At 65.5% G+C, this 25,336-nt stretch carries 18 protein-coding genes and 4 tRNA genes; 6 read left to right on the plus strand and 16 right to left on the minus strand.

Features of this window, described 5'->3' with window-relative positions:
* Nucleotides 1–112: 112 nt before the first annotated feature.
* Nucleotides 113–2,716 carry a DUF1631 family protein gene (locus tag INR38_RS17665; protein WP_207443084.1) on the minus strand — a complete coding sequence of 868 codons (2,604 nt, stop codon included), beginning with the start codon at nt 2,714–2,716 and terminating at the stop codon, nt 113–115.
* 60 nt (nt 2,717–2,776) lie between these two features.
* Complete coding sequence (ettA, locus tag INR38_RS17670) at nt 2,777–4,438, minus strand: energy-dependent translational throttle protein EttA (protein WP_013803101.1); 1,662 nt, start codon at nt 4,436–4,438, stop codon at nt 2,777–2,779.
* Nucleotides 4,439–4,705: 267 nt separating this feature from the next.
* Between ettA and INR38_RS17675 the strand changes: the two genes are divergently transcribed.
* The 4 genes from INR38_RS17675 to INR38_RS17690 all read left to right on the plus strand — a co-directional run bounded on the left by INR38_RS17675 (nt 4,706) and on the right by INR38_RS17690 (nt 8,617).
* Nucleotides 4,706–6,505: a DEAD/DEAH box helicase gene (locus INR38_RS17675; protein ID WP_063326567.1), complete on the plus strand. Its 1,800-nt coding sequence runs from the start codon at nt 4,706–4,708 to the stop codon at nt 6,503–6,505.
* Nucleotides 6,506–6,599: 94 nt separating this feature from the next.
* Nucleotides 6,600–6,749, plus strand: a complete 150-nt coding sequence (locus tag INR38_RS17680; RefSeq protein ID WP_156517002.1) for a hypothetical protein — start codon at nt 6,600–6,602, stop codon at nt 6,747–6,749.
* A complete protein-coding gene (locus INR38_RS17685) occupies nt 6,746–8,455 on the plus strand; it encodes a M14 family metallocarboxypeptidase (protein ID WP_207475982.1) in 1,710 nt (569 codons plus the stop codon). Before INR38_RS17680 ends, INR38_RS17685 begins: the two co-directional genes overlap by 4 nt.
* 85 nt (nt 8,456–8,540) lie before the next feature.
* Nucleotides 8,541–8,617: transfer RNA gene (locus tag INR38_RS17690), tRNA-Arg, on the plus strand.
* 428 nt (nt 8,618–9,045) lie between these two features.
* Here INR38_RS17690 and INR38_RS17695 read toward each other — a convergent pair.
* Nucleotides 9,046–9,948 (minus strand): LysR family transcriptional regulator, encoded by a 903-nt coding sequence (locus tag INR38_RS17695; protein ID WP_016445413.1) that lies wholly within the window; start codon nt 9,946–9,948, stop codon nt 9,046–9,048.
* Nucleotides 9,949–10,080: 132 nt separating this feature from the next.
* On the opposite strand from INR38_RS17695, the gene ycaC reads away from it, so the two are divergent.
* Nucleotides 10,081–10,707, plus strand: a complete 627-nt coding sequence (gene ycaC, locus INR38_RS17700; protein ID WP_043823485.1) for an isochorismate family cysteine hydrolase YcaC — start codon at nt 10,081–10,083, stop codon at nt 10,705–10,707.
* A 10-nt stretch (nt 10,708–10,717) separates the two neighbouring features.
* Nucleotides 10,718–11,407: a hydrolase gene (locus INR38_RS17705; RefSeq protein WP_013803115.1), complete on the plus strand. Its 690-nt coding sequence runs from the start codon at nt 10,718–10,720 to the stop codon at nt 11,405–11,407.
* Between the two features lie 105 nt (nt 11,408–11,512).
* Here INR38_RS17705 and INR38_RS17710 read toward each other — a convergent pair whose 3' ends face one another.
* The 13 genes from INR38_RS17710 to uvrC form a co-directional block, all read right to left on the minus strand.
* On the minus strand, nt 11,513–11,926 hold the full coding sequence (locus INR38_RS17710) for a type IV pilin protein (RefSeq protein WP_197945244.1): 414 nt from the start codon (nt 11,924–11,926) through the stop codon (nt 11,513–11,515).
* 95 nt (nt 11,927–12,021) lie between these two features.
* Nucleotides 12,022–16,527, minus strand: coding sequence for a PilC/PilY family type IV pilus protein (locus INR38_RS17715; RefSeq protein ID WP_207444435.1), 4,506 nt, complete (start codon nt 16,525–16,527; stop codon nt 12,022–12,024).
* Between the two features lie 19 nt (nt 16,528–16,546).
* Nucleotides 16,547–17,140 (minus strand): PilX N-terminal domain-containing pilus assembly protein, encoded by a 594-nt coding sequence (locus INR38_RS17720; RefSeq protein ID WP_207444436.1) that lies wholly within the window; start codon nt 17,138–17,140, stop codon nt 16,547–16,549.
* Nucleotides 17,137–17,997, minus strand: coding sequence for a prepilin-type N-terminal cleavage/methylation domain-containing protein (locus tag INR38_RS17725; RefSeq protein WP_242699100.1), 861 nt, complete (start codon nt 17,995–17,997; stop codon nt 17,137–17,139). Before INR38_RS17725 ends, INR38_RS17720 begins: the two co-directional genes overlap by 4 nt.
* A complete protein-coding gene (gene pilV, locus INR38_RS17730) occupies nt 17,960–18,481 on the minus strand; it encodes a type IV pilus modification protein PilV (protein ID WP_228676794.1) in 522 nt (173 codons plus the stop codon). Before pilV ends, INR38_RS17725 begins: the two co-directional genes overlap by 38 nt.
* Before the next feature lie 23 nt (nt 18,482–18,504).
* Nucleotides 18,505–19,017, minus strand: coding sequence for a GspH/FimT family pseudopilin (locus tag INR38_RS17735; protein ID WP_013803121.1), 513 nt, complete (start codon nt 19,015–19,017; stop codon nt 18,505–18,507).
* 450 nt (nt 19,018–19,467) lie between these two features.
* Nucleotides 19,468–19,543: transfer RNA gene (locus INR38_RS17740), tRNA-His, on the minus strand.
* A 254-nt stretch (nt 19,544–19,797) separates the two neighbouring features.
* Nucleotides 19,798–19,873 (minus strand) — tRNA-His (locus INR38_RS17745).
* A 74-nt stretch (nt 19,874–19,947) separates the two neighbouring features.
* A complete protein-coding gene (locus tag INR38_RS17750; RefSeq protein WP_013803122.1) occupies nt 19,948–21,843 on the minus strand; it encodes a SurA N-terminal domain-containing protein in 1,896 nt (631 codons plus the stop codon).
* Nucleotides 21,844–21,903: 60 nt separating this feature from the next.
* Nucleotides 21,904–21,979: transfer RNA gene (locus INR38_RS17755), tRNA-Val, on the minus strand.
* 14 nt (nt 21,980–21,993) lie between these two features.
* Entirely contained in the window at nt 21,994–22,266 is a 273-nt protein-coding gene (locus INR38_RS17760; protein ID WP_012204727.1) for an HU family DNA-binding protein, read from the minus strand.
* Between the two features lie 452 nt (nt 22,267–22,718).
* Nucleotides 22,719–23,288, minus strand: coding sequence for a CDP-diacylglycerol--glycerol-3-phosphate 3-phosphatidyltransferase (gene pgsA / locus INR38_RS17765; protein ID WP_207444437.1), 570 nt, complete (start codon nt 23,286–23,288; stop codon nt 22,719–22,721).
* Between the two features lie 77 nt (nt 23,289–23,365).
* The gene (gene uvrC / locus INR38_RS17770; protein WP_063326573.1) at nt 23,366–25,318 is read right to left on the minus strand and encodes an excinuclease ABC subunit UvrC; all 1,953 of its coding nucleotides are present in this window, start codon (nt 25,316–25,318) and stop codon (nt 23,366–23,368) included.
* Between the last annotated feature and the right edge of the window lie 18 nt (nt 25,319–25,336).

Below are 25,336 nucleotides of genomic sequence, written 5' to 3' on the forward strand. Positions count from 1 at the left end.
ACAGGCCTCAGACCTCAACCTCCGCAAGGCCCGAATTGGGCACGATTCGTCCCCATCGGCGCCGGCGCATGTCCGGCAGGTGGGAGATGCAAAGGCAGGTGCGGCAGGCGCCTCAGTCCACGCGCCGCAGTTGCCCTTGCGCCAGCAGCTTGTCGCGCATGCGGCGCGTCATGGACTGGGTGCTGCCATCGGTGGCCGTGAACAGGAACAGCGTCTGCTGCGGGCTGACCCAGGTCAGCTGGGTGCGGATGCACTGCCGGGCATTGGACAGTTCCACCCAGGTGCCCAGCGCCCAGTCTTCGGACACCACGGGAACCACCGGCGGCGGTGGCTCCAGGGGCAGCGCGGGCTCGGCAGGCATTGGGGCGGCTTCGCCAACGGCCAACGCAGCCTGCCCCGCAAGCCCAGCAAGGGCCTGCGGCGCTTGTGCAGCCGGGGTGGCCGGCAGCTCATCCTGCAGCGCCTCGGGCAGTTCCAGGTCCTGCTCGGTCAGCGCGCCGATATCGTCCGCCATCGGCTGCCGCACATCGAGCGGCACCGGCAGGGAGGCCGCCACGCCAAACAACGACTGCGGCAGACGGCCCGCCAGGGAGCCGGGCGTTGTCTGGCCAAGCGTTGCCGCACCAGTGGAGGAAGACAGGGATGCCAGCACCGAGTCCGACCCGTAGATGGTCGGCGGTACGGAGTCCAGATAAATGTCCACGCTCTCTATGGGCTGGCGGACCACACCGGCATCCAGCGCGTCCTGGTGCAGGCCGGCCAGGCGCGCGGCAAAGGCCTGGATTTCCTCTTCCGTACGCCCCACGCTGCGCAGGCCGGCGCGCAGCCGGGCCTGCAGCCGGGGTGCCAGCGCCACCAGGCGGTCGGTATCACGGCCCGCATGGGCTGACACGCTCCACAGCAGGCTGGGCACCAGGGCCAGATAGCCGCCGGGGTCCCGGGCCTCGCTGCCGTCCACGGGTTCCTGAACGCTGGCGATCACTTCAGCCCAGGGTCCCGTGGCGAATTCCAGAATGTCATCGGGCACGCCCTGGGCGCTGGGCAGGCGCCGGATGGCGGCTGCGATCTGCTCGGCCCTGGGCATGGCGGTTTCGGGCCAGCGCGGGTCCACGCCCCGCCTTTCCACATGCCTGAGCGCAGCCGAGACAGGCCCGGTCACCGTGCCGCCTTCCGGCATTTCGCCAGGACCCACGGGCTGCATGCCGCTGCCGCCCCAACCGTCGCGCAGCTGCTGCAGCACCGTGGCAAAGGCCGACGCATCGGCACGCTGCAGGGCCGCCAGCCGCATGGCGGCGGAATCGGCCACCTGCAGGAATTGACCGTAGCCCGGCGCGGATTCACTGTCGAACCACAGGCTGCGTGCCGTCAGCTCATCAAGCAGCTGGCGCGCGGGGTGGCTGCGGTCTTCAAAAAAGCGCGCGTCCTGGACCACCAGCTGCTGCAGCAGCGGCTCCAGACGGCCCACGGTGCGCTGCACGGAAGGCAGCAGGCGCGTGTCGGCTGCCATGAAACGCATCATGCGCTGCAGGGTGTGCAGCGCGGCGCCGTCGTCGGCGCGCACGCCGGGTGCGGGCTCCTGCTGCTCGGGCGGCTGCAGCGCCTGCATCAGTTGCTCCAGCTGGGCCGAGTGGTGCTGCACGGACTCCAGCGCCATGCAGCTCAGCGAAGTCCAGCCTTCGGGCAGCGCCGCCAGCACGGTGGGTGCCGTCTCGCTGCCCTGCCAGGCGGTGGTCTGCAGGCGGCTTGCGCCGTCCATGGCCGGCGCAAACTGCCCGGGCACGGAATAGGCGGATGTGTGGGCCAGCGCCAACATGGAAGAAGGCGCCGCAGCGGGCGCCTCGCGGTGCGAATCCATCCAGCGTGGATCGGACAGCAGGGCCGCCACCAGGCGCCGCGTCAGCTCATCTTCCTGGGCCTGCTGGCCAAAGGAGCCATAGGCGCGGCTCTGGGCCACGGCATCGCCATAGTGGGAAGGTGCCCGCCAGCGGCTTTGCCCCGGCAGGTCGGAATGGCGGCGTCCCGCCTCGGGCGAAGGGGCCTGTACCGGCGCCAGGCCATAGGCCGCAGGCTGCACCCCCTTGTCACGCAGGGATTGGGCGATATGGCCGTACTCGGACACCAGCAGCGCACCCAGGTGCTCGCGCATGAAGCCCAGCCAGCAGGCGGCGGAGCCGGGGTCCACCCCGGTGTCGTCGATCACGCGCTGCAGCGCCTGCACATAGCTGTGGGGCCGCAGCGGATTGCGTTCGGGCTGGACACGGTCCAGGCCCTGGACGGCGCTGACCAGGGCATCGAGCTCGGCCAGCGCGATCTCCACCTGCGGCGCCACATGCTGCAGCAGGCGCTGGTGGGCCAGCTGCGACTGCAGCACGGAGTCGTCCAGGAGGGAGAGGGAGGCGAAATCGGTGGTGCCGGGCACACCGGACGCACCGGACATGCCAGGCACAGGGGGCCAGACAGCAGCGCCGCCGGATTGACCAAAGCATTCCAGCAGCGCCCGCCCATAGCCCTTGAGCATGGGCGCCCGGTGGCGGGCCAGCAGCTCCAGTGCCTCGGGGATTTCAGCGCGGCGCGGCAGGCCGGAGCCCGGCTGGTCGGCCTGCTCCATGGCATGCGCCGTGCGCTGCAGCAGCCGCAGGATCAGCGCCTCCGAGCCACGCACAGCCTGCACCAGGCAGGCTTGCAACGCGGCAACAGAAACGGGTGGAGGATTCATGGCCCGAAGAATACAGGCTCCAGCCCGTGCCGGAGGCGCTTTGAGGCTTGCCTTTGATGCTTACTTCAGTGCCTTGTAGCGCATGCGCTTGGGCTTGGCACCCTCTTCGCCCAGGCGCTTCTTCTTGTCGGCTTCGTACTCCTGGTAGTTGCCATCGAAGTACACCCATTGCGAATCGCCTTCGGCCGCCAGGATGTGCGTGGCGATACGGTCGAGGAACCAGCGATCGTGGGAGATCACCAGCACCGTGCCCGCGTACTCCAGCAGCGCATCTTCCAGCGCGCGCAGGGTTTCCACGTCCAGGTCGTTGGAGGGCTCGTCCAGCAGCAGCACGTTGCCGCCCTGGATCAGCGTCTTGGCAAGGTGCAGACGGCCGCGCTCGCCGCCGGAGAGGTTGCCGACCTTCTTTTGCTGGTCCTGGCCGTTGAAGTTGAAGCGGCCTGCGTAGGCGCGCGACGCCATCTGGAACTTGCCGACGTTGATGATGTCCAGCCCGCCCGAGATGTCTTCCCACACCGTCTTGTCGTTGGCCAGCGCGTCACGCGTCTGCTCCACATAGGCCATCTTGACCGTCTGGCCCACGATGACTTCGCCGGAGTCGGCCTGCTCGCGCCCCGCGATCAGCTTGAACAGCGTGGACTTGCCGGCACCGTTGGGGCCGATGATGCCGACGATGGCGCCAGCGGGGATGTTCATGGTCAGGTTGTCGATGAGCACGCGGTCGCCAAAGCTCTTGGTGACGTTGTTGAACTCGATGACCTGGGTGCCCAGGCGCTCGGCCACAGGAATGAAGATTTCCTGGGTTTCGTTGCGCTTTTGGTATTCGAAATCGCTCAGTTCCTCGAAGCGCGCGATACGGGCCTTCGACTTGGTCTGGCGGCCCTTGGCGTTCTGGCGAACCCACTCCAGTTCCTTCTTCAGGGCCTTGGCGCGGGCTTCCTCGCCCTTTTGCTCGGACTCCAGGCGGCTTTGCTTCTGGAACAGCCATTCGGAATAGTTGCCCTTGTAGGGAATGCCGTGGCCACGGTCCAGTTCCAGAATCCACTCGGCAGCGTTGTCCAGGAAGTAGCGATCGTGGGTGATGGCCACCACGGTGCCGGTGAAGCGGTGCAGGAATTGCTCCAGCCATTCCACGGACTCGGCGTCCAAGTGGTTGGTGGGTTCGTCAAGCAGCAGCATGTCGGGCTTGGACAGCAGCAGCTTGCACAGGGCCACGCGGCGCTTTTCGCCACCGGACAGCTTGCCGATCACGGCATCCCAGGCCGGCAGGCGCAGGGCGTCGGCAGCGATCTCCAGCTGGTGCTCGGAGTCGGTGCCGGCAGCGGCGATCTTGGCTTCGAGCTCGCCTTGCTCGGCGGCCAGCGCGTCGAAGTCGGCATCGGGCTCGGCATAGGCGGCGTAGATTTCATCAAGGCGCGAACGGGCCGCGTTGACTTCGGCCATGGCCTCTTCCACGGCCTGGCGCACGGTGTGCTCCGCATTGAGCTGCGGCTCCTGCGGCAGGTAGCCGATGGACAGGCCCTGCATGGGCAGCGCCTCGCCTTCGAATTCCTTGTCCACCCCAGCCATGATCTTGAGCAGCGAGGACTTGCCCGAGCCGTTCAGACCCAGCACGCCGATCTTGGCGCCCGGGAAAAAGCTGAGAGAGATGTCCTTCAAGATCTGCCGCTTGGGCGGCACGGTCTTGGTGAGGTGGTTCATCGAGAAAACGTATTGAGCCATTCTGGTCCGAGTACTTGAATCGTTGATTTCTGCAAAAACCGGGCAACAAATCGGTTGCACGCCAGCCGTGATTATCCGCGCATGCGACAATACCCTGCGTCACGGGTTCCAGTTGCCCGTGACATCAGCATTCCAGCTGGGGACGATGGACGCTGTTTTCCAGGCTCCCGACATTGAACTACATCCGCCTACGACTGGTCCGGCAACCGCCCTGGTTGCCTCGACAGGCAGATACCCAGCGCCCCGGACGGGCGCATCTTTGATCACATGACATTTGAAGAACTGAATCTGGCTCCCGCCATTCTGAAGGCCGTGCTTGAGGAGGGTTACGAGAACCCGACTCCCATCCAGGCACAGGCCATCCCTGCGGTGCTCGCCGGCCACGACCTGCTGGCAGGTGCCCAGACCGGCACCGGCAAGACCGCTGCCTTCACCCTGCCCATGCTGCACCGCCTCTCGCAAGGCCAGGTGCCGCGCAACAAGTTCGGCGGCAAGGGCATCCGCGCCCTGGTGCTGACGCCCACGCGTGAACTCGCCGCACAGGTCGAGGAATCGGTGCGCAGCTACGCCAAGTACCTGGACATCAACTCCACCGTCATCTTCGGCGGCGTGGGCATGAAGCCCCAGATCGACCGCATCAAGAAGGGCGTGGACATCCTGGTCGCCACGCCGGGCCGCCTGCTGGATCTGCAGCAACAAGGCTTCATGGACCTGTCCACCGTCGAAGTCCTGGTGCTCGACGAGGCCGACCGCATGCTGGACATGGGCTTCATCCATGACGTCAAGAAGGTGCTGGCCCTGGTGCCCAAGGACAAGCAAAGCCTGCTGTTCTCGGCCACCTTCAGCGACGAGATCCGCGACCTGGCCAACGGCCTGCTGCGCAACCCGCAGTCCATCCAGGTCACGCCCAGCAACACCACCGTGCAGCGCATCACCCAGGTGATCCACCCCGTGGGCCGCGGCAAGAAAAAGCAGGTGCTGCTGCACATCATCAACGAGAACAACTGGAGCCAGGTTCTGGTGTTCACGCGCACCAAGTTCGGCGCCAACAACGTTGCCGAATTCCTGACCAAGAACAACATCAGCGCCATGGCGCTGCACGGCAACAAGAGCCAGAGCGCCCGCACCCAGGCCCTGGCCGGCTTCAAGACCGGCGAGCTGCGCGCCCTGGTCGCCACCGACATCGCTGCACGCGGCATCGATATCGACGAGCTGCCGCACGTCGTGAACTACGAGATCCCCAACGTGTCCGAGGACTACGTGCACCGCATCGGCCGCACGGGCCGTGCCGGTCGCGAAGGCCACGCCGTCAGCCTGGTCTGCATGGACGAAGAAGGCTTCATGATGGACATCGAGCGCTTCACCAAGCAGGAAATCCCTGTGCAGGTGCTCGAAGGCTTCGGCCCCGAAGAGGACGAAGTGGCCGAACCCATCGCCATGGGCCGCCAGACCATCTGGGGCGGTGCAGGCAAGCCGCCCAGCCGTGACGTCATGCAGGCCGCCGCCAAGGCTGCGCGCCAGGAAATGATGGACCGCATCCGCACCACCAAGGCCACCCAGCCCGACCGTGGCGGCCGCGCAGGTGGCCGTGGCCAGGCTCCCAAGGCCGGCTCGGACGAAGGCCGCTCCGAAGGCAACGCCGGCGGCCAGGGCCGTGGCCGCAACCACGCCGGTGCAAGCGCCAACAACAAGCCGCGCCGCGATCGCTTCGATGGTCCGGGCAATGGCTCCGGCGCCGCCCACCGTCCCAAGGCAGCCCCCCAGAACGCCCCCAGGCGCGGCCCGCGCCCTGACGGCGAAGGCGGCGGCGGTGTCCGTCGCTTCGATGACCAACCCCCGCGCGCTGATGCCCACCTGGGCACGCAGCTGGGCCATGCACGCAGCAGCGGCCCCCGTGGCAGCGCAGGTGGCGGCCAGCCCGATCCGATGCGCACCAGCGTGGACACCATGGCCGAACGCGGCCGCCGTGGCGGCTTCAACCGCGGCGGCAATGGTGGCGGCGGCGGTGGTGGCGGCTTCGGCGGCGGTGGCCGTGGCGGCCCCTCGCGCGGCGGCTACGGTCGCTGACCTGCACCACGGCTCCTTGGCATGCCCTGCGGCAAGCCGAGGAATCCGCCAGCAAAAATGGGCTGCATCTCTCCGGGGCTGCAGCCCTTTTCACATGGCGCAGATTGCGCATTCAGCCGACAGCGCGCCGCAAGCCTGCATGGCTATCATCCCGATAGCATTGCGGCCTGCGGCGATTGAAGGCCGCGCCCTTTTCCCGGATTTCAAAGACTCCCCCGACTGGTTCCTCAAGGCCACGCCATGACACTGCAGACCCCACACGCCACCCCCTCCAGCCAGCGCCCCGATTCGGAGCTGCCACAGGACAGGTTGCGGTGGTCGGCCCTGGCGTGCGCAGCCCTGCTTTCCGCCTGCGCCAGCACCCCGCTGCCGCCATGGCCCACCACCTCCAAGCCCCAGGCGACCACGCAGCCCATCGCGCCGGCCAACAACCTGGTCCCCCTGCCCTACAACGCGGCCGTGGCTGCGCGCTTTCCCGATCCAGCCACCCGCTACGACACACCGGGCCTGGCGCCGCAGCGCAACCAGTTCACCACGGCCAGCGAACTGTCTTCCTGGCTGAACAGCCAGGCCAGCAAATCCCTGGGCCGCGACACGCGCCTGGGTATCGTGCAGCCCGGCAGCTCGCAGCGCGGCAGCCCCATCCAGGCCCTGGTGGCCACGCGCGCACCCGGCATTCAGCCGTCGGCGCTCTATGACAGCCGCCGCCCCACGGTCATGCTCGTGGCCGGCCAGCACGGCGACGAACCTGCGGGTACGGAGGCCTTGCTCATCATCGCCCGCGAGCTCGCTCCCGGCGGCCTGCTGGAGCCGCTGCTGCAGCAGATCAACGTGATCCTCGTGCCGCGCGCCAACCCCGACGCCGTGGAAGCCGGCACGCGCAACGCAGCCGATGGCACCGACATCGCCCATGACCACCTGCTCCTGAACACGCCCGAGGCCAAGGCCCTGGCCACCCTGGCACGCGACTACCGCCCCGTCGCCGTGGTGGACCTGCAGGAGTTCCCCGCCGCCAGCATCTTCCTGCAGAAGTACCAGGCCATACAGCGCTACGACGCCCTGCTGCAGTACTCGGCCACGGCCAACCAGAATGAATTCGTGACCAAGGCTGCGCGCGAGTGGTACACGGCGCCGCTGCGCACCGCGCTGTCGCAAGCCGGGCTGAGCAGCGACTGGTACTACACCACCAGCCAGGACCTGCAGGACAAGTCCATCTCCATGGGCAGCCTTGCGCCCGATTCGCTGCGCAACGTCAGCGGGCTCAAGAATTCGGTGGGCTACCTGGTCAGCAGCCGTGGCTCGGACCTGGGCCGCGCCCACATCCAGCGGCGCGTGCACACCCTGGTCACCGCGTCCACACGCATGCTGCATTCCAGCGCCGAGCGCGCCAAGGACCTCACCCAGGTGCAGGCCTTCGTGGCGCGCGAGACCGCCTCCCTTGCCTGCCACCAGCAACTGGCCGTACTGGCCGAGCAGACGCCCGAGCAGCGCACCCTCACCATGATCCAGCCGGACACGGGCGCCGACCAGCAGGTGCGCGTGGACTGGAACGCTTCGCTGCAGCCGCGCACCACGCTGTCGCGCCCGCGCTCCTGCGGCTATTGGCTGTCCGCCAGCGCCCAGCCCGCCGTGGACAGGCTGCGGCTGCTGGGCCTGCAGGTGCTCAAGGTGGCCGAGCCCGGCCAGCTTCTGGCCGACTCGTACAACGAAGCCCGCTCGGCCACGCCCGCCAGCGGCGCCTATGCGCTCACGCGCGGCGCCGTCGAAGCGTCCGTGGGCAGCTACTACCTGACGATGAACCAGCCCATGGCCAATCTTGCCGCTGCGGCGCTGGAGCCGGACACACCCTACAGCTACCTTGCACGCGGCCTGGTGCCCACGATGACCGACATGGCGCGCGTGATGGCGCCTCCTTCGGTGGTTTTCGAGGAAGAAGACGACGCCGAATGACGGCAAGGGCGCCAGGGCACGCCGCCAAGCCCTGAGCGCCCGCCCATTGCGGGTATGATCCGCGCTGGCCCGTCAGCGGCCATACCTGCCCGTAGCTCAACCGGATAGAGCAATTGCCTTCTAAGCAATAGGTCGGGGGTTCGAGTCCCTCCGGGCAGGCCATCCTGGCATCCCAAGAAATCCCAATACGTCCAAAGAAGTCCAAGGGCCCGCACTGGTCTCGGGCTTCAGGTACATCCAGCTTCCGACGTCGTCCAACGGCGCCCCGGTGGCGCGATACACGCTTGACGTGATGCCGTCCGGAGTGGGTTCGACGTGCCTGACTACGTGCCTGACTAACGGCAAGCACCGGGACATTGCCGTGCTCTACGGGCAGGATCGATGGCGCACAAGAGCTGTCTCCTGGCGTCCGCTCGGCGCACATGTAACACGACGGCCGCGTGATCGCACGGTCCCGATTGATTGAAAATCTGGTCGCTCTGGAAAAGCAGCTTCCGGAGGTGGAAGGCATCAAGGTACCCGGCCGGATCATTCATCTGTCAGCGATGAAGATGGAGCTCCGGGTGGTAGCCAGTCGGCTTGCCGGCAGCTCAGTCTTCGTCCAGCGCCTCAAACCGCTCTGCCAGGAAATCCAGCAGCGCCCGCACGGCCGGCAGCAGCCCGCGCCGTGAGGCGAACACCGCATGGATGATCTCGCGCCGTGGCGCCCAGCCCGGGATGACGTGGACCAGTTCACCGCGCGCGATCTGCTCGCGCACCATCATCGAGGGCAGTTGCACCACGCCCACCCCCGCCAAGGCCGCCGCGCGCAGCGCCAGCATGCCGCGCGTGACCAGGCGCGGCCGGTGGCGGATGGCCGCCTGCGTGCCGTCCGGGCCGATCAGGTGCCACACATGCTCGTGCTGCGGCAGGCCCAGGTCCATGCTCGGCAGGCCTGCCAGGTCGGCGGGCACCTGGGGGATGCCGCCTGTCAACAGCTGCGGGCAGGCCACCAGGCATTGCCCGCGCTCGGCGAGCATGCGCATCACCAGGTCGCTGTCCTCCAGCGGCGGCGGGCGCACGCGGATGGCAACGTCGATTCCTTCGCCCACCACGTCCACGCGGCGGTTGGTTTCCTCGAGGTGGATCTCCACGCGCGGATACGCGGCCATGAAGGCCGCCAGCATGTCGGCGATGCGCGCATCGAGCAGCGCCACCGGGCAGGTCATGCGCACGATGCCGCGCGGCTCGGCGTGGGTCAGCGCGATGGCCTCGTCGGCGGCGTCGGCCTCCACCAGCATCGCCTTGCAGTGGCCGTAGTAGGTCTGGCCGGTCTCGGTGACGGCAAATCGCCGCGTGGAGCGCTGGATCAGGCGCGTGCCGAGACGCTCCTCAAGCTGCGCGATGCGCCGGCTCAGCTTGGATTTGGGCATCCCCAGCGCGCGGCCCGCGGGCGCAAAGCCGCCGTGGTCCACCACCTGCACGTAGTAGTAGAGGTCGTTCAGGTCTTTCATTGCACACCGCCTTCATCGTTCCTCAGATAGGACTCTGATGGCAAATATTAACGACTACCGCGTTCATCGTTCAAATCCTATTCTCTATCCGTCAGCCAAGACCTTTGTCTCGGCGACCCAAGGAGATTCACCATGACCAAGCCCTACGTCCGCCTGGACAAGGACAACGCCGCCGTACTGCTGGTAGACCACCAGACCGGCCTGCTATCCCTTGTACGCGACATCGACCCGGACAAGTTCAAGAACAACGTGCTGGCGCTGGCCGACATCGCCAGCTATTTCAAGCTGCCCACCATCCTGACGACCAGCTTCGAGAACGGCCCCAACGGACCGCTGGTGCCGGAGCTCAAGAGCCAGTTTCCCCAGGCGCCCTACATCGCCCGGCCCGGCAACATCAACGCCTGGGACAACGAGGACTTCGTCAAGGCCGTGAAGGCCACGGGCAAGAAGCAACTCATCATCGCCGGCGTGGTGACCGAGGTGTGCGTGGCCTTTCCCGCACTGTCGGCCATCGAGGAAGGCTTCGACGTCTTCGTGATCACTGACGCCTCCGGCACCTTCAACTCCATCACCCGCGATGCGGCGTGGAATCGCATGTCGCAGGCCGGCGTGCAACTGATGAGCTGGTTCGGCGCTGCCTGCGAACTGCACCGCGACTGGCGCAACGACGTGCAGGGGCTGGGCACTCTGTTTTCCAACCACATCCCCGACTACCGCAACCTGATCACGAGCCACACCATGCTCACCCAGGGCAATTGAGGAGAAGACCGTGAGCACACCCCAAACCATCGCCAACTTCAACGGCGCCCGCCCGGTCATCGATCCCGACAATGTGGCAATGCTGCTGATCGACCATCAAAGCGGCCTGTTCCAGACCATCAAGGACATGCCCTTCACCGAGGTGCGTGCCAATGCCACCACACTCGCCAAGGTAGCGACACTGGCGAAGATCCCGGTCATCACCACCGCATCGGTGCCGCAGGGTCCGAACGGCCCCTTGATCCCCGAGATCCACCAGTACGCCCCGCATGCCCGGTACGTTGCGCGCAAGGGCGAGATCAACGCCTGGGACAACCCGGAGTTCGTCGCTGCCGTCAAGGCCACCGGGCGCAGGCAGCTCATCATCGCGGGGACGATCACCAGCGTCTGCATGGCCTTCCCCAGCATCGCCGCAGTGCACGAGGGCTACCAGGTCTTCGCGGTGATCGACGCCTCGGGGACCTACTCGAAAATGGCGCAGGAGATCACGCTGGCGCGCATCGTGCAGGCTGGTGTCGTGCCGATGGACACGGCGGCGGTGTGCTCGGAGGTGCAAAAGACCTGGAACCGTGAGGACGCGTTGCAGTGGGCGCAGGCCTACAGCGCAGTCTTCCCGCCTTACCAGTTGCTGATCGAAAGCTACTCCAAGGCGCAGGAAGTGGCCAGGAACGGTGAGCAGCTGGATTCGCAACGCACCTGACTGCGGTAGCACGGCACGGGTACGAGACCGCTTGCCCAAGGTGTCGGCGGCCATGGTGGAATTTGTGGATGAGGCGCAGGACTGAGACCCCGGCCCCGGTGGCGCTCAGCGCCAGCAGTCTCCCACCGTTCCCAAGGGCGAGATGCCCTTCACACCCAGGGCGTTCAGGGTGTAGTCGCCGCAGCGCCTGTCCGATGCCTGGCGGCCGGTGCGCGTGGCCTTGAGCGTGTAGCCGCCGTCATTGGCGGTCGTGGCCATCGTCAGGGTGTAGTGGCCGTTCTCGGACTTGTCCCCCCAGGGCAGTCTGAGGTTGGCGACGGAGCTTGTGTAGCCGCCGTTCTGCGCCCGCCAGCGCTCCTGCCGGGCGGCGGCCTCGCCCAGCAGGCTTTGCGCCTCCACGCGCCGCGATCGCAGCACGTATTCCTGGTAGGAGGGGTAGGCGATCGCCGAAAGAATGGCGACCACCGCCACCGTGATCATCAGCTCGATCAGCGTGAATCCATTTAGCTTGCTGCGCACGCATTTCTCCTTGGGGGCCCGCAGGGCCAGCCAGACGGCCGGGGCCGGCAGGCCCCTGTGTGTAGTGGATGGGTGTGTAGTGGATGGGATGGCGGTCACGGGTTCGCTGGCTGGCGGCGCCAGCTCTGTCGCCCCCGGTCCACTCCGCTGTTGATATCGTCGCCCCCGGTCTTGACTGGGTCTCCCGCCCCGCTTTGCTTTCCGCTGGAGTCGAAGATCTTCGCGCCGCTGATGGTGGGCTTGCCCGGCCCCACCTCGCGGCCGTTGACCTGCTGGCCTGCCAGGTTGTCGGAGGCGTTGAAGATGCCGTCGCCGTTCACATCGAAGGCGACATAGTCGGTCTTGCCCCCGGTGTCGGGATCGATGGCGTAGATCGTGCTGGCCAGGCCTGCGGAGCAGGGGTCGCCCAGCGGCGGCCGGATGGAGGTGAACACCAGCCCCCGCCCGTACAGGCTCATGTCGTAGACCAGTCTTTCGCCGTCGCGCGGCAGATCGACGTACCAGCCCCAGCTGTGCACATTGGAGTCGGCGGTGCTGGTGGCGTCCTTGTACCAGGTGACCGGATTGGCCGACAGGGCAAACTTGCCCGGAAAGCCGCTCACCTGGGTGAACTGCTGGGCCTGCAGATCCCCGCGCCCCTTGCCGGCGGTAGGCAGCGGCTGCGGCGCAGCCGTGGCGGGTGTGCCGTAGCGATCCCAGACGCCGAACACCGATTGCCGGCGCATGTCCAGCTTGTCGTCATCCGTCATGAAGCGGCCCGTGCCGAAGGCCACCACATCGCCCTTGCCGCTGGAGTGCCGCACCACGTAGGGTGCGGTGGTGATGGACAGCCGCTTGCCGCCGCTGCGTTCGGACTCGCGTGCCACAAAGAACAGCTGCGCATTCCATGAGCCGCTGGTACCACTGGCCAGGTCCACGCGCCATACATTGCCCGCAAGATCACCGGCATAGGCCACGTCCACCTTGCCATCGCCGTTGTTGTCCACCACGGCGGCGCGCGACAGGCCGTTTTTCGGCGCAGGCAGCGCGCTCAGCTCTGCGGCCGTCATGCCTGCCGCGAAATCAAAGCGCCGGATGACCTCGCCACTGGAGACATCCAGCACAAACAGGCTGGACTCGCCGGAGGCGCTGTTCGAAGCCTGGTAGCCATTGGACAGGAATACCACCCACCTGCCCTTGGACCGGCCGGCATCGTTGAGCCGCGCAACGACAGGCGCGGGCATCGAGTAACCCATGCGTTCGTCCTGTTCAACCCCGAACTCCCACAGCAACCGGGGGGAGGTGGGGTCCGTGACGTCCAGCGCGAAGACCTGCCGCCCGCCCGCGCCCAGGCTGCCGACCAGCACCCTGTGCCAGGCGTTGCCGAAGTAGACATCCGAGACCACGGGCGTCCCGTCCACGAAGTAGCGGTGAGGAGCGCCGCCCGCGCCATACCGGGACGCCAGGACATTGAGCGAATCCTTCACGCCCGATGGAATGAAGGCGAACTCCTCCTTGCCCGATGCCGCGTCGAAGGCGTGCAGCATGCCGTCGTTGGCGCCCACATACAGCATCTCCTTGGCAGCCTGTTTCGCGGCAAAGGCGGCATAGGTGGTGCTGCCCTCCAGCTTGTCCGCAGCGGAGGCGCGGTACAGGCCGCCCTTGACCCGCACCAGCGAGGAATTGACGATATCGCCCAGCACATTGGGCTTTCCGCTGTCCAGGGGCTTGCGCACGCGCAAGTCATCGCGCACCTCGCCGCGCAGGAACTCGATGCGCTTTTTTGCCTGGCCATCGGCGGAGTTCGTGGCCGGGTCCGTGTTGAGCACGGCCAGCCAGGACGCATCGGAGCGCTGCCCGCTGAGACTGGAGTACGTGAAAGGGCTCAGCGACACGGCACTGCCGGTCCTGCTGGGATAGTAGATCTTGCGGTCATCGGCGGACCGCGCCGACAGGAGTTCCGCCGCGCTCCAGACCAGCGTTCTGTCGCTGGTGGTGAGCTTCTCGCGGATGACATCGCCGCTCCAGTACTGGACCTCGAACGTGGTCCGGTACAGGTCGGCGCCTTCGCCCAGTGTCGCAGTGGGCATGTCCACGCTGACCGCCGTCACGGAACTGATGCTCTGCAGGATGTCGTTGAACGCCTTGGTCAATTGGTCCTTGAGCGTGCCGGCATTGGTCACCAGAAAATAGTTGTCCGGATCTCCCGTGATCTTGGAGGGGTCGCGGTCCGGCACTCCGTACTTGGCGGCATACCACAGCGGCCCCTTCAGGAAGCTGCCCGCGTCGGTCGCATTGCCCGGAGTGAAGCTGCGGGTGGCCGTGAGCCCCAGGTTCGTGCATTCCGTGCGCTGCTGCCCCGAGATGCTGCCCCGGCAGTAGCCCGGATCGCGATTGGGTGGCGTGTTGTAGGCGTAGTAGGCCGAGGCCGTGTCCTTGTCACGCACCTCCAGGTACATGCCGTCCTTGGTGGTGCCCGAGATCACATAGCCCATGTGCTGTCCCAGGCCGCCAGCGGCGTATTCGGACACCATGTCGATCTTCACCTTGCCATCGGCCTGCAGCGCGACCGTGTAGCGCGCGATGGCGTCCATGTCATGGTCGGCGCCCTGCTCCACGTCCTCGTAGTTGATGCGGAACTCCGCATAGGGCCGCCCGCCATTGACCGAGGCATCGATGTCCGCCTTGCCCGTGTTGGCAATGTTGACCACGTAGTAGTCAACGATCTGGTTGGTCGGCGTGAAGACCGCATTGTTCACGGTGCTGCCGCCGGCACTGCCGGAGACGGTCTTGGCAAACGGCGCAATGGTCACAAAGCGTTTGCCGCCGATCGGAAAGCGTATTTCCGGCAGCGGTGACGCAATGGCCACGGAGTAGGTCCTCAGCGCATTCTTGCCCTGGCTGTTGCCGAAGATGGCATTCCTGGCGCCAAAACGGGCCACACCGGCGGCATAGTAGGTGCCTTCCTTGCTGGGCTCCTCGGGAGACAGGCCGCGCGCCCAGGACAGGTCAGCAATGGTCTTGACCGAAGGAGCCTGGTCGGCATTGGCCGACGTTGACTGGCCGATGAAGAAGTTCTTCCCGTCTATGCGCTCGGCCGAGCCGATGGCCGCCACCTCGTCAGAGACATTGAAGCCATTGAGGGCGCTGGCACTGACGCTCGCGTAGCGGCTGCCGGGCAGCTTGCCGTCGTAGGAGGGATTGATGTCGCTGAGCACCGTCATGACGGGACGGGAGCAGTACTGGTAGCCGCCCCCGCCTTCGGCCTTGGCCCTGTAGGGCGTTTCCCAGGCGGGCTTGGACAGGCCCAGGGACGCGTCCTTGGAGGAGCCGCCGGCGTAGTCATAGATGCCGAGGGCCTGGGACGCGCCGCCGAAATAGCGCATGGTCTCGAACATCATTTCGCTGATGGGATTGCCCCACATGGCGCACTTCGAAGGCTTGTCCAGCGAACTGATGGGGCCGGACGTGATCCAGCCGCATTCCACGTATTTGCCGCCGGTGTAGCCGATCAGGCGCTGGCGGTCTATGTTGGCGACCACGCCATTGACACCCGTCCTGAACTGGCCCGTCTGAGGGTCGACTTCCTCTGCGAAATTGCTGATATTGCGGCGCAGCACGCCGCCGGCGATGTTTTTCTCGTACGAGCCTGTGAGCAGGCCGAAGTACATCTTCCCGTTCTCTCCGAAGTCGTGCAGCAGCCCCGTGGGCTTGTAGATGGTCTTGCCGCCGTTGGGATAGGCCTTGCAGCTGGCCTCGAGCAACTGGACATTGCTGCTGGAGCAGGCCTCCACAAGCAGGTTGTAGTCGGTGATCCTGCTGGTGCCTCGCGCGCACGAATTGCCGCCTGCACAGTTGCTCTGCCCTGCAAAGCCCTCCTGGGACACCCAATCCCAGATCTGGAACGAGGAGTCATTGAGCACGCGCAACTGGGTGATGACGCCAGCGGCCTCCCCCAGCGTGGTGACGGCAAACAGATGGCGCGTACCGGACGCCGGCTGGCGCAGCGGCGCATAGTCCGAAATGCTGTAGACCCCGAGATCCCGCGCAGGGTCATAGGCCTTGCCCCAGCTGTGCGCATCCCTGGGAATGTAGGCGGTCTGCAAAACGGTGCGCGAAGCCGTGTCCTCCGCACGCATGCCGCCATAGAGCACGCGGCGTATGGCGTCCATGCGCGATGTGCCCAGATAGTTCAGGAAGTCGCCACTCCAGTTGTTCGAGCACTTTTTCCTGTTGCTTCCGGTCGCTGCCTGCGAGGGCACGTAAACACCCTTGGAATAGCTGTAGCAGACGTTGTTGTTGAAGTAGCCGTAGTAGTCGATCTGGTCCGGCTTGTACCCGACATCGATCACACCGTCGCCGTTGAGGTCGGAGGCATCGTTGTAGGCCTCGTAGTACAGCTTGTGGTCACGCCCCATCACCAGCATGTTCAAGGGCGCCAGCGCCTGGTTCACGAACAGAGGCATCTGGGACAGCACGGTGTCCGCGCCCCCCTGGGCATGCGCCGGCGTACTGGCCAGTGCCAGTGCGCACGTCCACAGCGCCAGGGCCGGCCACACGAGTGCCCGGCCCTGGCGCGCCCTCGGGCCATGCATGGTTTTCCAACTTGCAATGCGAGCCATTGAAGCTCCCTCCCCCTGCTTACTTTATGAACATGTTGACGCTGGACCGCAGGCACAGCGCATCCGCTCCGCAGGCCTGGGCCTGCGACTTTTCGGTGGCCTGGGCATTGACCTCATAGAAGTCCGTGCAGCCGGTGGCGGGTGCATCCAGCGCGGACGTCGCACTACCCGACTTGGGACAGGCGGTCGTGATGTATCGGGGATACCAGTACCCATCGGGCTTCTGAAACCCGGCCGCCTTGGCCTTGGTCGTCCGAAAATCCGTGCCGAGCCCGATGGAGTCCGTACGCACATCGGACACCGAGCAGGGAATGCCGCTGCCCTCGGCCACCGGAGTGCCGGCGCCATTGCAGGGCTTGAGTGCGACGGCATGCTCCAGCAGCTTGCGCTCGCCTTCTCGCAGCGTGCCATCCGCGGTTTCATACAGCCGCTGGCTATCCACCATGTTGGCAGCGATGCGCGCCTCCAGCGTGGCCACGCGCATGCCGACCACCGCCAGCAACAACACCAGCAGCAGCATGATCATGGACACCAGCAAGGCATTGCCGCGCTGGCGCTCGCGCAGGACACAGGACATGCAGCGGCGGCTCCGGGCTCCGATCGGTGCGGTCATGGCATCAGATTCCTCAGGGTGAGCGTGCCGGTGGCCAGTTGCAGCAGGGGGCCGGCATTCGCATCGCATCGGGCCGCGGCGCCGCCCAGTTGCGCCCAACGCTCGCAGACGGTGGAGGCCATGCCCTGCGTCACCTTGCCGGAGCTTTCCAGCAAGAGGGCAAGGCGCAGGGAACGGATGGCTTCCTGCTGCCCGGGCAACGTGGCCGCGAAGGCATCGACCCGGCGTATCGCGCCGGGCGCTGTCTGCCGATCGATGCCGAACTCGAAATGCACCGCCCGCACGCCATCGGCGAGCGGCACAACCTCCTGCGCTGCCCGGCACACCAGCACACCACTTTCAACGGTGTATTTCTCCGCGAACATGCCGGTCGCAGGCGCCGGAGCGTCATAGGGGCCGGCGGCTCCCAGGTTCGCGGGCGTGCCCGCACAATCGGTTTCCGCAGCGTCCCGGGGCTGGAAGCGAAGGCAGATGCTCTGCGTGTCAGCCGCGTAGAGCGCCTGCCCCTGGGCGAACTGGCAGCCGTTGGGATGGGGCGAGGAATCGGCAGGAAATGCGTCGAACATCGCCTGCGAAGGGTCTCTCCTGTAGCCTGCCTTGGAAAACTCGGAGTCCAGCACGGCCAGTGCCAGCCGGCTGTTGCCGAGGTTCTCGCTCTGCCCCACGCGAAAACCGAAGCTCGACAGCCCCTGCATGTAGATGGTGGTGGCAATCAGCACGAGGAACAGGCCGATGGCCAGCGCCACCAGAATCTCCACCAGGGACAGGCCCGCCTGGGACGGCATGCGCACGCGGCACGCCCGTGCGCCCGGCCCGCGCTCAAAGCCGCGACCGCAGCGTGAATGTGCAAAATTCATTGTCGCTTCCATCCAGACATTGGCCTTTCTTGACCGGCCAGGCCACCGTCACGGACACCAGGCCATCGGCATCGGCGCTCACGGCGAAGGAGCTGTCGATGCGGTCCGCGGTGAGATCGGGCACCAGCTTGCGGGCCCGGTCGCCCCAGCAGGCCAGGCGCTGCTCCCGCGGCTGCGGCAAAGGCTGGCAGGCCGCAGGGGCCGCGGGCATCGCCGCACCCTCCAGCTTCTGGTAGCCGCCCAGTTCCGCCACGGGCGCGCCCTTCGCGTCCAGGACCGTGGCCGTATCCCCCCGCAGGGTCTCCAGCAGTTCGGAAGCCAGCATGGATGCCATCTGGCGCCGCTCGGTATCCACGGTGTATTCAATGGCACGCACATGGATGCGCACGGCGCCCAGCAGCCCCACGGCCACCAGCAGCACGGCGACGAGTACCTCGATAAGGCCTGCGCCGCGTTGCCTGCGAGAAGAAAAAGGAATGGACATGTTGCAGACCCGTTGCACGCGCATCAGCAACTGCCGCCGGCAGGCAGCCGCTGCTGGCGCACAAGCCCGGCGCGAGTCACTCTCAGGCAGTGCATGCGCGTGGCATGGCGAGCCGTGACGGTCAGCGTGTACAGCGTGCTGGCGCCGGAGAACTGCTTGGCGGTCCCCGTGGTTTCGAACAGGACGCCCTGGGAAGAATCACCGGAGGGCGACACGGTCACGGCATCAGGCACCCGGGCCTCGCGCACCAGTTGCCCCCCCGACTTGGCGGACCATGTCTGCCCCGTGCCCACGAAGCTGCTTTCCACCCGTTTGTAGACCGCTTCGGAGCGAGCCAGCTGCAGCAACGACTGCAACTCGAGCGCAGCCGAGCTGACGCGCTGGTTGGCTATTTGGACGATGAAGGAAGGAGCGGCCAGAGCGGCCAGAATCGCGACCAGCGCCACCACAACCATCATCTCGATGAGGGTGAAGCCACGGGGCCGTTGCCACCTGCCGCCTGGACAGCCGTTGCGCGTGTAACCGGGATTTTTCATGCAAGCGTGCTTCTCGTTGGCGGGGGACCATGCGACAGGCCTGCAAGTCCTGCGCCATTGCTCTTGATTGATGTTTGCAATCGTAATTCAATAGCAATGCAAAACACCTATTGACACAGGTCATGGGACAAATATAGGACTTGTCTTATAAAAACCTGCGCAGAGCGCAACACCCCATCCAGCAAGCCCGGCCCGCCGTCGGCGCACGCAAGCTCGGCGGAACGGCCCGCGCAACGGGCATGGCCACGGTGGCGGTACGGCAGATCGCGAAGTCAGGCAGGCAGGCCTCGCATCAAGCGCCTGAAAATCCACGGCAGCATGAGCGGCCGCAATCCAGCCGCAGCGCGATTGGCCATGCGAATATCCCGCCCGCTTCCAGCCCGAGAAAGATAAAGTTTTCGCCCAAAGCAAAAATCCCCAGTGCATTTCTGCACTGGGGATTTTCTTGTTTGGGGTGGCTGATGGGGCTCGAACCCACGACAACAGGAATCACAATCCTGGACTCTACCAACTGAGCTACAGCCACCGTTGAAGCATTCGATTATATGCCAAAAACCAGCAGACAAATGCTTTGGAACAGGCGTTGCGCGACGGATCGGGAGCGGCAGGAACAAAGGCGCATCGGGGACGCGGGCAACGGGCAGGATGCCACCATCCTCCATGCAGCCGCAGCCGGCAGGGACCTTGCCCGCCGTCCCTGGAGCTTTCGGGGACAACCAGTCCCCCTGCCGCCCAAAGCAAAAATCCCCAGAGCATTTCTGCTCTGGGGATTTTTTTATTTGGGGTGGCTGATGGGGCTCGAACCCACGACAACAGGAATCACAATCCTGGACTCTACCAACTGAGCTACAGCCACCGTAGAAGAACGCTATTCTATTCCAAAAAACTGCTTGATTTCTGAAATTTCTGTTTTGCTAGAAATTTCTCTCATCAGGGGCGCGGGACCTTGATCTGCACCTTGAGCTGTTTCTTGAGAAGCTCGTAGTATGCCATAGCTTCTGCGACCGCAGAGCTTCGCAGGAAGTCCTGCTTCTGCGCGGCAGCAGCCTGTGCATCATCGGCCGGGCGCTCGACGATACGGTTGATCTTGACCACGGCATAGCCTTGGGCACCCATGTCGACACCCGTCCAGGCAGGCAGCTGAGCGGTCGGTGCGCGCAGGGCGGCATCCACCACTTCGCGCGACAGGCCTTCGGGCTGGTCACGGCTGATCACCTTGGCGGCAGGCAGTTGCGCCGCATCAGGCTTGGCCTTCCATGCTGCAAGCTTGGCCTCGCCATCGGCCTTGGCCAGTTCGGCGGACTTTTGCGCCACGTACAGGGTGCGCAGCTTGTCGCCCACCTCGGCCATGGGCAGCGTGCGGGCAGGCGTGTACTCCACCACGCGGCCGGCCACCAGTTGGCTGGAACCCAGCTCCACCGCATCGGTGTTGCGTTTGTTGTTCAGCGAATCGCTGGAGAACAGCGCTTCCAGGAAGCGGGGGTTGGCCAGGGGGCCCTTGACGTTGGGGCCGGGCTGGCGCGTCACATGGTCTGCCTTTTGCACGGTGAGCTTGAACTTCTCGGCCACGGGCTGCAGGCTGTCCGACTGCTCGTAGACCGCGTTAGAGAAGCCTTCCGCCAGTTCGGCGAACTTGCGCTGGGCCTGCTGCTGCTTGAGTTCGGCTTCCAGCTTGGGACGCATCTGCTCGAAGCTCGGCGCCTTGGGCTTCTTGATGTCCACCAGCGAGATGATGTGGTAGCCGAAGTCGCTGTGCACCACGTCGCTGATGTCGCCCACCTTCATGCCGAAGGCTGCGTCCTCGAAGGGCTTGACCATGGCACCGCGGCCGAAGTAGCCCAGATCGCCACCCGATGCAGCGGAGCCACCGTCCTGCGAATTGGCCTTGGCCAGTTCGGCGAAGCGCTTGGGGTCCTTGCGCAGCTCGGCCAGCAGTTCTTCGGCCTTGGCCTTGGCTTTTTCCTGCTCGGCAGCAGGCGCATCCTTGCTTGCATTGATCAGGATGTGGCTGGCACGGCGCTCTTCGGGGCCGGCCAGGCGCTCGGCGTTCTGGTTGTAGTAGGAACGCACATCGTCTTCGCTCAGCGTAATGCCGGCCTCGATGCTGGGAACGTCCAGCAGCAGGTATTCCACCTTGGCCTGCTCCGATTGCTGGAACTGGCTGGTGTGGGCATCGTAGTAGGCCTTGAGGTCAGCCTCGGTGGGCTGGACCTTGCTGGCGTAGGCGCTGGCTTCAAAGCGGGCCACCTGCACTTCGCGGCGCTGGTACAGCGCATCGATGGCCTGCTTGACCTGGGTGTCGGTCGCAAAGGCCGTACCCGTCACGCCACCCATCACCTGGTTCATGGACAGCTCGCGGCGCAGGTTGGCCTCGAAGCCTTCGGGCGTCAGGCCCTGCGATCCGACCAGGGCGCGATAGGCCTCGGCATCCATCGAGCCGTCAGGCTTCTTGAGCGCGGCAATCGCGGGAATCTCCTGCAGCGTGCGCACCAGCTGGGCATCGGACGCTGCCAGATGCATCTTCTGCACGGCAGCGGCCAGCACCTGGTCACGCACCATCTTCTCCAGCGTGGCGTAGCGCGCCTGCGGCGAGTCCAGCAGCTTGGGGTCGATGTTGGGGTTCTCGGCGCGCAGGCGATCACTCTCCATGCGGTGCGCGTTCTCCCAGTCGGCCTGCTTGATCTCATGACCATCGACACGTGCGACGATGACGCTGGACTCTGTGAAGTAGTTCTGGTTCACACCCACGAAGATGAACGAGGGAATGATCAGCAAGAACAACAAGATCATCACGAACTTGGAATGCTTGCGGATGGATTCGAACATGGTCTGTCGTCTTTCAATGGCAGAAATAGAAAAGGCGAACTTTCGTTCGCCTTTTGTTCTTGGTGGGTGCTGACGGGGTCGAACCGCCGACCTACGCCTTGTAAGGGCGCCGCTCTACCAACTGAGCTAAGCACCCCACCTTGACTGGTGTCAGTTCAGGGCATCTTTCAATGCCTTGCCCGGACGGAACTTTGGAACCTTGGCGGCCTTGATCTTGATGGTTTCGCCGGTGCGGGGGTTGCGGCCCGTACGAGCAGCGCGCTTACCAACGGCGAATGTGCCAAAACCAACGAGCGACACTGTACCACCCTTTTTGAGGGTTTTCTTCACAGCCTCAATCGTGGAATCCAGTGCACGAGCAGCCGCAGCCTTGGAGATGTCGGCGTTGTTAGCGATGTGCTCAATCAGTTCGGTTTTATTCACAAGATGCCTCTGGAGAAATAAGTGAATGGGATGTCTCTGCGGCCACCAACTTGGCTCGGCCAGAAACCCGGCGCGACGGATACGGAATCTGGCTTGCCGTTCGACGCCTGCCTCGGGGCAGACATCGGTGAATTAAAGCCATCGACCTTCCAGGTGTCAATGCACGCTGCGCATCGCAGCGACAGGGGACGATTCTATGCGGTTTTGGCGCCAGCTTTGGCTTTGCGGCCGGTTTTTTGCGCCCGGCGCAGGCTAGCGGCTTCACGAATTGACAAGGGTTGACAATGGACTTGTCCGCTGCAGGCCTTGCCAGTGCTGCAATGCGCCTCACCGCTTCGCATCCACGACGCCGCAGCGGCTGCCCTGCCTGATTCAAATGCTTCCAAAAAAATAGCAACGCCAGACAGTTTGACGTGTCTGGCGCAGGATCCCGGGAACGGCCGGAAAGGCCCTCAGTGCGTGACCCGCGCGCGGATCTCGGGCAGGGCTTTTTGCAGGTAGTACACCATCGACCAGACGGTGAGCACCGCCGCCACCCAGATCAGCACCTGGCCCCAGACGCCGGCGTCGATCATGCCGAACACGCGGCCGTCATACAGCAGGAAGGGGATGGCCACCATCTGCGCCGTGGTCTTGAGCTTGCCCAGCATGTGGACGGCCACGCTCTTGCCCGCGCCCAGGTGCGCCATCCACTCGCGCAGGGCCGAGATGGCGATCTCGCGGCCGATGATGATCAGGGCCACGAACACATCGGTGCGCTGCAGGTGCACCAGCACCAGCAGCGACGCGCAGACCAGGAACTTGTCGGCCACCGGGTCGAGGAAGGCGCCGAAGGCCGATGTCTGGTTGAGCTTGCGCGCCAGGTAGCCGTCGAGCCAGTCGGTGGCCGCGAAGACGATGAACATGACCGTGGCGACCAGGTTGCGGGTCGCCACGTCGAACGGCGCGTAGAACACCCCGACGATCAGCGGAATCGCGACGATCCGCGTACAGGTCATCAAGGTGGGGATTGTGAGAAACATGGCCGCCATTGTGTCACGTACCTTGGTGTTTGAGGTTCTGTTTCAAGGCCCGCGGTGCAGCCTGCGGGACGGTCATTTCAATGCAATGCACGGTAGATATCTTCAGCCAGCGCGGCCGAGATGCCGTCCACGCTGCACAGGTCCTCGACGGTGGCTTCCGACACGCCGCGCACGCCGCCAAAGCGCTGCAGCAGGCGCGCTCGCTTCTTGGGGCCGACGCCCGGAATCTCCTCGAGCTTGCCTCCGCCCACGCGCACCTTGGCACGCGCCGCGCGCATGCCGGTGATGGCGAAGCGGTGGGCCTCGTCGCGGATCTGGGCCACCAGCATCAGCGCGGCCGAGTCGTAGCCCAAGTAGATCTTCTCGCGCCCGTCGGCAAAGACCAGCTCTTCCAGGCCGACCTTGCGCCCCTCGCCCTTTTCCACGCCCACGATGCGCGAGACATCGAGGCCCAGCTGCTCGAAGACTTCGCGCGCCATGCTGACCTGGCCCTTGCCGCCGTCGACCAGCACCAGGTCCGGCAGTTGCGGCTGCTTGCCGGTGAGCTCGGCACCGCCCGCCTCTCTTTGCGCCTCGGCCACGCGGCTGTAGCGGCGCGTCAGCACCTGGCGCATGGCGGCATAGTCGTCGCCGCCCGTGATGCCTTCGATGTTGAAGCGCCGGTACTCGCTGCTTTGCATCTTGTGGTGATGGAAGACCACGCAGGAGGCCTGCGTGGCCTCGCCCGCCGTGTGCGAGATGTCGAAGCATTCGATGGTGAGCTCGTCCAGGTTCTCGCAGGCCAGGTCCAGCGCCTCGACCAGCGCGCGCGTGCGCGCCTGCTGCGAGCCTTCTTCGGCCAACAGGCGGGCCATCTGGATGTCGGCGTTCTTTTGCGCCATCTCCAGCCAGATGCGCCGCTGCTCGCGCGGCTGCTGCACGGCGGTGATGCGCACGCCGCCTTGCTCGCTCAGCAGCGCCAGCAGTTTCTTGTCCACCGGGTGGCTGACGATGAGCACGGGCGGCACGGCCACGCCGGTGTAGTGCTGGGCGATGAAGGCCTCCAGCACGATGTCCTCGACCGGGCGCGCGGATTCGGCAAGATTGGCCTCTTCCTCGCCGGCGTAGACCGAGGCGGCATCGCCCAGGTTGGCGGGAAAGTACGGCCGGTCGCCCAGGTGGCGGCCGCCGCGCACCATGGCCAGGTTCACGCAGGCGCGGCCGCCCTGCACCTTCACGGCGAGGATGTCCACGTCGCGGTCGTCGGCGGTTTCTATGACCTGCTGGTGCAGCACGCGCGACAGCGCCGTCATCTGGTTGCGCACCTCGGCGGCCTGCTCGTATTCCATGCGCCCGGCGTGCTCCATCATGCGGGCCTCGAGCTGGCGCAGCAGTTCCTGGGTTTCGCCGCGCAGCATGGCCTCGGCATTGCGCACATCCAGCGCATAGGCTTCGGGCGAGATCAGATCCACGCAAGGGCCGCTGCAGCGCTTGATCTGGTAGAGCAGGCAGGGGCGCGAGCGGTTGGCGAAGACCGTGTCCTCGCAGGTACGCAGCCGGAAGACCTTCTGCAGCAGCTGGATGCTTTCCTTGACGGCCCAGGCGTTGGGATAGGGACCGAAGTAGCGGTGGCGCTTGTCCACGGCACCACGGTAGTAGGCCATGCGCGCGAAGCGCTGGTGGGCAGGCTCGCCAGCCTGGCCGTCGCGCGCGGCCACGCCGGTGATCTTCAGGTAGGGATAGCTCTTGTCGTCCCTAAACAGGATGTTGTACTTGGGGTGCTGCGTCTTGATGAGGTTGTTTTCGAGCAGCAGGGCCTCGGCCTCGGAGCGCACCACCGTGGTCTCCATGCGGGCGATCTTGCCCACCATGTGGCCTATGCGCGTGCCGCCATGGTTCTTGGTGAAGTAGCTGGAGACCCGGCGCTTGAGGTTGATGGCCTTGCCCACGTACAGCAGCGTGCCTGCCGCGTCGAAATAGCGGTAGACGCCGGGCAGGCCCGGCAGCGCTGCCACCTGGGCCAGCAGTTCATCGGAATGGGGTTCGGACATGCGCCTATTGTGGCCGCT

The organism is Delftia sp. SD018, from assembly GCF_017355445.1.
GTDB classification, from domain to species: domain Bacteria; phylum Pseudomonadota; class Gammaproteobacteria; order Burkholderiales; family Burkholderiaceae_C; genus Comamonas; species Comamonas acidovorans.